Raw genomic sequence first — 7,662 nt, forward strand, 5'->3', positions numbered from 1 at the left:
CAGCGCCCAGTTCAGGTGCAGCACTTTGCGCAGACCCGATGGGACCTGCGCGACATTGTACTCCAGATAACTCACGCCCGGGTCCGCCCCGATGAGCTTGGACCTGTCGGACGCAGCGGCAGCGCGTTTTGCATTTCTTCAATTTCGCGCTGCTGATCGGAGGGGTAGGCATCCAATGGCGGAAGCCCGCCATGCAATGCCTGCAACATGATGTCCCGCGCCACGGGAGCAGCCGCAGATGATCCGCCACCGCCATGCTCGACCACCACTGAAATCGCGTATTTCGGGGCGTCAAAGGGTGCAAAGCCTACATACAAGGCGTGGTCGCGCCGGTTCCATGGCAGGTCGGCGTTGCGGAACACGCCGCGCGCGCGTTCGGCCGGGGTGATGTTACGGACTTGGCTGGTACCGGTCTTGCCGGCCCACTTGTGTTCCTCAGTCATGATGCGGCTTGCGCGCGCGGTCCCGCGGCGGCCATTGTTGACGTCATACATCGCCTCACGCACCCACCGTAGGTGAAGCGGGTTCAGCCCCATGTCGGGGCCGTTTTCGATCGGCTGCTCAACGCCATCGATGGATTTCACCATGCGGGGCATGATCGTGCGCCCCGTGGCCAGCCGCGCGGTCATAACCGCCAGTTGGAGTGGCGATGACAGCACAAAGCCCTGACCGATTGAGGCGTTGACCGTGTCACCGATCACCCATTCTTCGCCGCGGTTGGCGAATTTCCAGTCTTTGTTTGGGATCAGCCCGCTTGAGATGGAGGTCATATCCACGTCATGCGCCACGCCCAGGCCCAACTTGCGCGCCATTTCTGCGATTTTCTCAATCCCGACCCGCATTGAGATGTCGTAGTAATAGACATCACAACTCTCCACGAGGGATTTTTTCAGGTCAACGGGCCCATGTCCTGCACGTTTCCAGCAGTGCGCCCGCCTGCCGCCCACGCGTAGCACGCCGTTACATTGTATGCGTTCCTCGGGCGTGATCAAACCGGCCTCAAGGGCGGCCAAAAGGGTGACCATCTTAAAGGTCGAACCCGGTGGATACAGACCCTGAGCGATCTTGTTGTGCAGGGGGCGGTGATCATTGTCGCGCAACAAATCAAAATCGCTTTGGCTGATGCCATCGACGAACTTGTTGGGGTCATAACTGGGCGAGGACACGGCGGCGACCAAGTCGCCTGTCTCCACATCCATCACAACGGCGCTGGCGCTTTCGTTACCCAGCCGGGCTTGGACATAGTTTTGTAAGTTGGCGTCCATGGTCATCTGCACGCTTGCGCCGCGCTGACCTTCCTCGCGTCCCAACTCACGCATCACGCGACCCAAGGCGTTGACCTCGATACGGCGGGATCCGGCTTTGCCGCGCAAAATGTCCTCTAGCTTGGCCTCTGCTCCGAACTTGCCGATCTTGAACTGGGGCATTTGTAGCAGCGGGTCGCGGTCTTCTTGGTTGGCCAGATCTCGCTCCGTCACGCGGCCCACGTAGCCGACGGTATGGGCGAAATCCGCACCAAGAGGATAGCGGCGCAGCAGGCCCACTTCGGGGTAAAGACCGGGCAACGCCGGGGTATTCACCGCAACGATCGAGAATTCTTTCCACGTCAAACCATCCGCCAGCGTCACAGGCACAAAGGGCGACCGACGGCGCATTTCGCGCAATGCTCGCTGCAATTGCCCCTCATCCAGTGGGATCAAGGCGCGCAATTGTTCGATTGTCGCTTCAACGTCATCCGTGTCTTCGCGCACAATTGTAACAGAGTAGTTTTGCGCATTGTCCGCCAAAAGGGTGCCATTGCGGTCAAACATCAATCCCCGCGCCGGCGCGAGCAGGCGCACGTTGATCCGGTTTTCCTCGGCCAAAAGGCGATATTGATCCGCATCCTCGACCTGTAGCTGACGCATACGCCCCGCAAGCAACCCAATAAACGCCAGCTTTACGCCGCCCACAATCGCGGCGCGCCGTGTGATGCGCCGCAGGCTGTCTTCACTGTCTTTGACATTGCGCTTCATGCGCGCCCTCCCAAAGTGTCAACTTCGCCGGGTTGCAGGCGTCGGACGCCTAGCACGCTGTGGGTGAACAGAACGATAATCGGGTAAAACACAAGTGTCATCCCAACGTGGACGACTTGGCTGAAAAAAACGGGCGGCTCTGCCAATAGCGCCAATAGGATAAGGCGTTCGGCGATGAAACACGCCAGCATAACCGGCAGGATCTGGCCGAACTCCTCTGCGGGGGTAAGAGCCTCTGTCTGGACCACGCTGCGGCGCAAGAATTCCGTCGCGACCAGCATGATCAGGGTCCACAATCCAAGGGGCCGCATCAACAGTGCATCTGCCACAAACACCATTACCAACACGAGCCCAAGGGGCACGTAGTCCGGGCGGCGCAACACAAACGCGAACAGCAAACACATTGATAGATCCGGGCCGGGAATGCTGCCGAACATAGGGCCAAGGGGCAAAAGGCTGGTGAAAATGATCAGGCTCAGAAGGCCCACGAGTAAAGTGCGTTGTTTCCAAACGGCATAGGGGGCCATGCTTAGCCCTCCGGGTCTGGTGGCAATTGTGGGCCTTGGACCGGAGGGCGCACGGGCGCGATGAGCCCACCCATCGTGTCGAGCGCGGGCACCGGCCGTGCGCGCAGCACACGCAAAAATTCTAGCCGCTCCGCATCTGCTGACAGCTGGACGCGCCAGCGTTGGTCTGGGCCTTGGGCCATTTGCCCGACCAACAGATCGGCGGGAAATACGCCGCCATCACCTGATGTCACAACCCGGTCACCGGGGCGCACTTCGGTCGTGCGTTCTAGAAATTCGATCAGGGGGGCTGCAGTGGTATCCCCGGTCAAAATCGCTTGCTTGCCCGATGGTTGGATCGTCACGGGAATGCGGCTGACTGGGTCGGTTACAAGGATCACGCGTGCGGTGTTGTCGCCCACGCCGGCAATCCGGCCCACAACGCCCAACCCGTCCACCGCGGCCCATCCATCGCGAATGCCGTCATTCGCGCCGATGTTCAGCAGCACAGACCGGCGAAAAGGGCTGCCACTGTCTGTCAGCACGACCCCAGTGACAAACGTCAACTCCGGCGATAGCCGCACCTTATTTAGATCCAAAAGTCGCGCGTTTTCCTGCTCTAGCTGAAGGGCGGCCTCCCGCCAGGCCTTCATTTGCTGCAACTCACGGCGCAGGTCTTGGTTCTGTTCATAAACGCGGGTGTAGCCCTCAAAATCTTGCACCAGACGGCTCAGCTTGGTCACAGGCACCATGGCCCATTCAACGTTCGGGACCACCGCATCCACCAGCATAGAGCGGATGCGTTCAGCACGCGGATTATCGATCCGCCACAATAGCACGATCGCCACCAGCACAAAGACCATCAGCCCCAGAATGAGGCGACGCACAGGGCGTTGGTAAAACTCTGTGTCAGAGTTGCGGGCCATCGGGTCTCCGCTTGGGCGAGGTTAACGTTGCAGCCGGGTTTAGCTGTCGTAGTCGATAACGTGGCGCAGGAGCTTTTCGTATTCAAGCGCCTTGCCAGTGCCCAAAGCTACACAGTTGAGCGACTCGTCCGCCACCGAGATGGCCAGCCCTGTCTGCTCACGCAGCGCCAGATCCAGCTCACCCAAAAGCGCGCCACCCCCCGTCAGCATCACACCGCGGTCCACGATATCCGCCGCTAAATCGGGCGGCGTGCTTTCCAACGCTTGCATCACCGCTTCGCAAATTTGCTGCACCGGTTCGGCCAACGCCTCACACACTTGTGCCTGCGTGATCTCGGTTTCTTTGGGCACACCGTTCAACAGGTCCCGACCCCGGATCGTCATGGAGGCGCCACGCCCGTCATCAGGCATCCGCGCTGTCCCGATCGAGGTCTTGATCCGCTCTGCCGTGGCTTCACCGACCAAAAGGTTCTGATGACGCCGCAAATACGCGATCACCGCTTCATCCATCCGATCGCCACCCACACGCACGGAGCGTGCGTAAACGATATCGCCGAGCGACAGAACGGCAACCTCAGTGGTCCCGCCGCCAATGTCCACGACCATAGATCCCGTGGGGTCCGTAATTGGCATGCCAGCACCAATCGCGGCGGCAATCGGTTCGGCGATTAGGCCGGCTTTGCGTGCGCCAGCTCCCAGAACAGACTGGCGAATGGCGCGTTTCTCAACCGGTGTCGCGCCATGGGGCACACAGACGATGATCTTGGGTTTGGTAAAGGTTGTACGTTTGTGGACCTTGCGGATGAAATGCTTGATCATTTCCTCGGCGGTGTCGAAGTCTGCGATGACACCGTCGCGCATGGGGCGGATCGCCTCAACGGAGCCGGGCGTGCGGCCCAGCATCAATTTGGCGTCTTCGCCAACGGCCAGGACTTCTTTGCGGCCACCTTTGGTGTGGTACGCGACAACCGAAGGCTCGCTCAACACCACGCCCTTGCCCTTGACGTAGACCAACGTGTTGGCTGTCCCAAGGTCGATTGCCATGTCTGAGGAGAACAAACCCCCGAACCCGAATGCCATTTTTTTTTATCCCCGGTGAAATCGCCAATGCAGGTCGATGTGACCCGCTCTGGTTACAGTTAATGGCTTCGCACGAAGAAAGGGTAAAGGCCGATCCTCAATTTGTCGGCCATATTTCGCCTTTTAGGAGCAAAGGGAGGACGCTTGCCGGTCCTTAGGTGGTTATGGGCAGCTCTCGCGCGGGCAACTTAGCGAGAATTTCGGCGCGTTTGGCGGCTGTCAATTCTTCCCATTGTGCAATTTCGGCAGCAGTGCGCTTGCACCCGATGCAGATAGGGCCAGACGGGTGCAGCGTGCAGATATTTACGCAGGGAGACGCTATAGGGGCTCGACGAGAGGGTATCGGATCGCGCTTAAACCAACCAAACAAGCTCATACTACTTTTTATTGAAGCCCAGTTTCCGCACTGTCGAAGCGATCTTGTTGACAGTCGTCTCAGGGAGGCTGTCGCGAATAGCTGCTTTGATACGGTGACGGGTGTTCATCTTGTCATGTGCTGTTACGCCTTTCCACTGCACATAGTTCACATAGTTTAGGTCCGAAATGCCTTGATCTGTTGTGTAGTAGTATAACGCGAGTGAATTGCGGCGCATATGCTGAGGGCATTGGATAGGGTTTGGGTGACCATGCCAGCTCTTGCCAGCAGTATAAAAGATCACCATCCGATTGAATAAGGGTTCGACTTTCTTGACGCACTGGGTTGCGTCCTCATTCCAAAGCTCAAGCCCGCCTCCATACTCTAGCTTCCAGTCGGGGGAGCAATAATAGATCATATTGATCAACTGGTTTAGGTCTTTATTCGGGTGGCGTGACGCATCGATGTGCAGCATCAGGCGCCCCCCGTTACCAGTAGAGTGTAACCCGCACCCATGATGGTTCGGGTCAGGCGCTAGATGCTTAAACCCAGTGAGGCGATCCAGGAAACCACAGAAAATTCCTGATTGAAACTGCATCATCATTTGCCGAATGAAGGGGGGGAAATGCTCCTCATTCGACGTCGCGACTTTCTCGATGTGTTTGCTGCCAGAATGCAGACTGTCGCCGGGACCTTCAAACTTCCAGTTGATATCTTCGATACCAGGGAAGTCCTGTCCGAGACGCAGCGCGACGTTCTCAGGAAAGAAATCGTCGATGACTACGTGAGGAAATGGTTCGGCGTTCGCGAACTGCTCATGCAAGCTGTCCGCCTTTTCCATCATCTTTTGGCGATCAAAAAAATAAAATTCGGATGGTGAGACATCAAAAGAACCGTCGTGCACGGCGACCTCCATTAAACACTAATTTATTAAATACTGTTAAATTAGTATTAACAGGCCACAGAGAGCGGCGATAATCAAGTCCGGAGTAACTGTTTCCCCATTTTGAGCCAAAAATGGTAAAAGAGCACCTGATTTAGGATCAAATGCTCTTTTGATCGCTCAACACGCCTAGCCAGCGGCGTCCGTGTAGCGGATTTCCCGCGCGTCAGAGCCGGATTTTTCGCGCCGCATCATTAGCCGATTGAGGGCGTTGACATAGGCCCGGACCGAAGCCACCACCGTATCTGTATCTGCCGATTGGCCCGAAACGATCCGGCCCTCTTCTTCCATCCGCACGGTTACAGTGGCCTGCGCGTCGGTCCCTTCGGTCACTGCGGACACTTGGTACAATTGCAGCCGGGCCGAGTGCGCGACCAAGGCTTTGACCGCGTTAAACGCCGCATCCACGGGGCCATCACCAGTCGCATCTGCGGAAACGCTCTCGCCGTCGATGACCAAGCGCAGTGTTGCCTCTTGTGGGCCTTCGGTGCCGCACACGACACGCAGATACTCGACCTTGATGCGGTCCTCGCCGGAACGCTCCTCGTCTTGCATCAGCGCGATGAGGTCGTCGTCGTAGATTTCCTTTTTGCGGTCAGCCAACGCCTTGAACCGCACAAACACGTCGGCCAGTTGGTTGTCGGCCAGCTCATAGCCCAACTCACCCAGCTTGGACCGCAGCGCGGCCCGGCCGGAGTGTTTGCCCATCACGAGGTTCGTCTCAGACAGACCCACGTCTTCGGGGCGCATGATCTCAAACGTCTCTGCGTTCTTGAGCATCCCGTCCTGGTGGATACCGCTTTCGTGCGCAAAAGCGTTCTTGCCGACGATCGCCTTGTTGAACTGCACCGGGAACCCGGAAACAGAAGCCACGCGGCGCGAAATCGCCATCAGTTTTGTCGTCTCAATCCCGGTGGTGTAGGGCATAATATCGCCGCGCACCTTCAGGGCCATGACGACCTCCTCAAGGGCGGTGTTGCCTGCGCGTTCACCCAAGCCATTGATCGTACACTCAATCTGGCGCGCGCCGCCTTCAACCGCGGCCAGCGCGTTTGCGGTCGCCATGCCGAGGTCGTTGTGACAATGCGTGGCAAAAATCACGGCGTCAGCCCCGGGCACTTCGGCAATCAGACGCCGGATCAGGTCCGCACTCTCGCGCGGTGCGGTATAGCCCACGGTATCGGGGATGTTGATCGTGGTGGCACCTGCCTTGATCGCAATTTCCACAACGCGCGCAAGATAATCCCACTCGGTCCGGGTCGCATCCATCGGCGACCACTGCACATTGTCGCACAGATTGCGGGCATGGGTGACGGTCTCATGGATTTTATCGGCCATCTCATCCATGGTCAGGTTCGGGATGGCCCGGTGCAGCGGCGACGTGCCAATAAACGTGTGAATGCGTGGCTTGGCGGCGTGCTTCACAGCCTCAAAGCAGCGGTCGATATCCTTGAAGTTGGCCCGTGCGAGCCCGCAGATCACCGAATTCTTTGACCGGCGCGCAATCTCGGAAACGGCCTCAAAATCACCTTCAGAGGCAATCGGGAAACCCGCTTCGATGATATCTACACCCATTTCATCGAGCATCTCAGCGATCTCGACCTTTTCGTCATGGGTCATTGTGGCGCCGGGGCTTTGCTCACCGTCGCGCAATGTGGTGTCGAAAATAACGACTTTGTCTTTGTTTGCCTCTGGCGAAACGCGGTTCTGTGTCATGGTCTTTGTCTCTGTGCTTCTGTGCGTTTTTTTGTGACTGGCGCTGATCCTCCCCTGAGCGGTCGCGCCAAAAGGCACGCTCAGAGGCGGCTAAGAAGCAGGCTTGCGTCTAGGAGAGCGT

Annotated in this window: 7 protein-coding genes; all 7 read right to left on the reverse strand. The window is 58.0% G+C overall.

Annotation, left to right across the window (positions count from 1 at the left end; translation table 11 throughout):
* Nucleotides 1-71: 71 nt before the first annotated feature.
* Nucleotides 72-2,015 carry a penicillin-binding protein 2 gene (gene mrdA, locus AC4GMC_RS16330; RefSeq protein WP_487876772.1) on the reverse strand — a complete coding sequence of 648 codons (1,944 nt, stop codon included), beginning with the start codon at nucleotides 2,013-2,015 and terminating at the stop codon, nucleotides 72-74.
* Entirely contained in the window at nucleotides 2,012-2,542 is a 531-nt protein-coding gene (locus AC4GMC_RS16335) for a hypothetical protein (RefSeq protein WP_487876773.1), read from the reverse strand. The genes mrdA and AC4GMC_RS16335 overlap by 4 nt, the downstream gene beginning before the upstream one ends.
* Before the next feature lie 2 nt (nucleotides 2,543-2,544).
* Entirely contained in the window at nucleotides 2,545-3,447 is a 903-nt protein-coding gene (gene mreC, locus AC4GMC_RS16340; protein ID WP_487876774.1) for a rod shape-determining protein MreC, read from the reverse strand.
* 39 nt (nucleotides 3,448-3,486) lie between these two features.
* Entirely contained in the window at nucleotides 3,487-4,527 is a 1,041-nt protein-coding gene (locus AC4GMC_RS16345) for a rod shape-determining protein (RefSeq protein WP_487876775.1), read from the reverse strand.
* 154 nt (nucleotides 4,528-4,681) lie between these two features.
* Entirely contained in the window at nucleotides 4,682-4,903 is a 222-nt protein-coding gene (locus AC4GMC_RS16350; RefSeq protein WP_487876776.1) for a DUF1289 domain-containing protein, read from the reverse strand.
* Nucleotide 4,904: 1 nt separating this feature from the next.
* The gene (locus AC4GMC_RS16355) at nucleotides 4,905-5,786 is read right to left on the reverse strand and encodes a 2OG-Fe(II) oxygenase (RefSeq protein ID WP_487876777.1); all 882 of its coding nucleotides are present in this window, start codon (nucleotides 5,784-5,786) and stop codon (nucleotides 4,905-4,907) included.
* Between the two features lie 168 nt (nucleotides 5,787-5,954).
* A complete protein-coding gene (locus tag AC4GMC_RS16360; protein ID WP_487876778.1) occupies nucleotides 5,955-7,541 on the reverse strand; it encodes a 2-isopropylmalate synthase in 1,587 nt (528 codons plus the stop codon).
* Nucleotides 7,542-7,662: the final 121 nt, after the last annotated feature.

The sequence above is a fragment of the Thalassobacter sp. genome (genome assembly GCF_982993085.1).

Coding starts and splice junctions, on each gene's coding strand:
- mrdA (WP_487876772.1), bottom strand. CDS start 2,015: ATGAAGCGCAATGTCAAAGACAGTGAAGACAGCCTGCGGCGCATCACA.
- AC4GMC_RS16335 (WP_487876773.1), bottom strand. CDS start 2,542: ATGGCCCCCTATGCCGTTTGGAAACAACGCACTTTACTCGTGGGCCTT.
- mreC (WP_487876774.1), bottom strand. CDS start 3,447: ATGGCCCGCAACTCTGACACAGAGTTTTACCAACGCCCTGTGCGTCGC.
- AC4GMC_RS16345 (WP_487876775.1), bottom strand. CDS start 4,527: ATGGCATTCGGGTTCGGGGGTTTGTTCTCCTCAGACATGGCAATCGAC.
- AC4GMC_RS16350 (WP_487876776.1), bottom strand. CDS start 4,903: ATGAGCTTGTTTGGTTGGTTTAAGCGCGATCCGATACCCTCTCGTCGA.
- AC4GMC_RS16360 (WP_487876778.1), bottom strand. CDS start 7,541: ATGACACAGAACCGCGTTTCGCCAGAGGCAAACAAAGACAAAGTCGTT.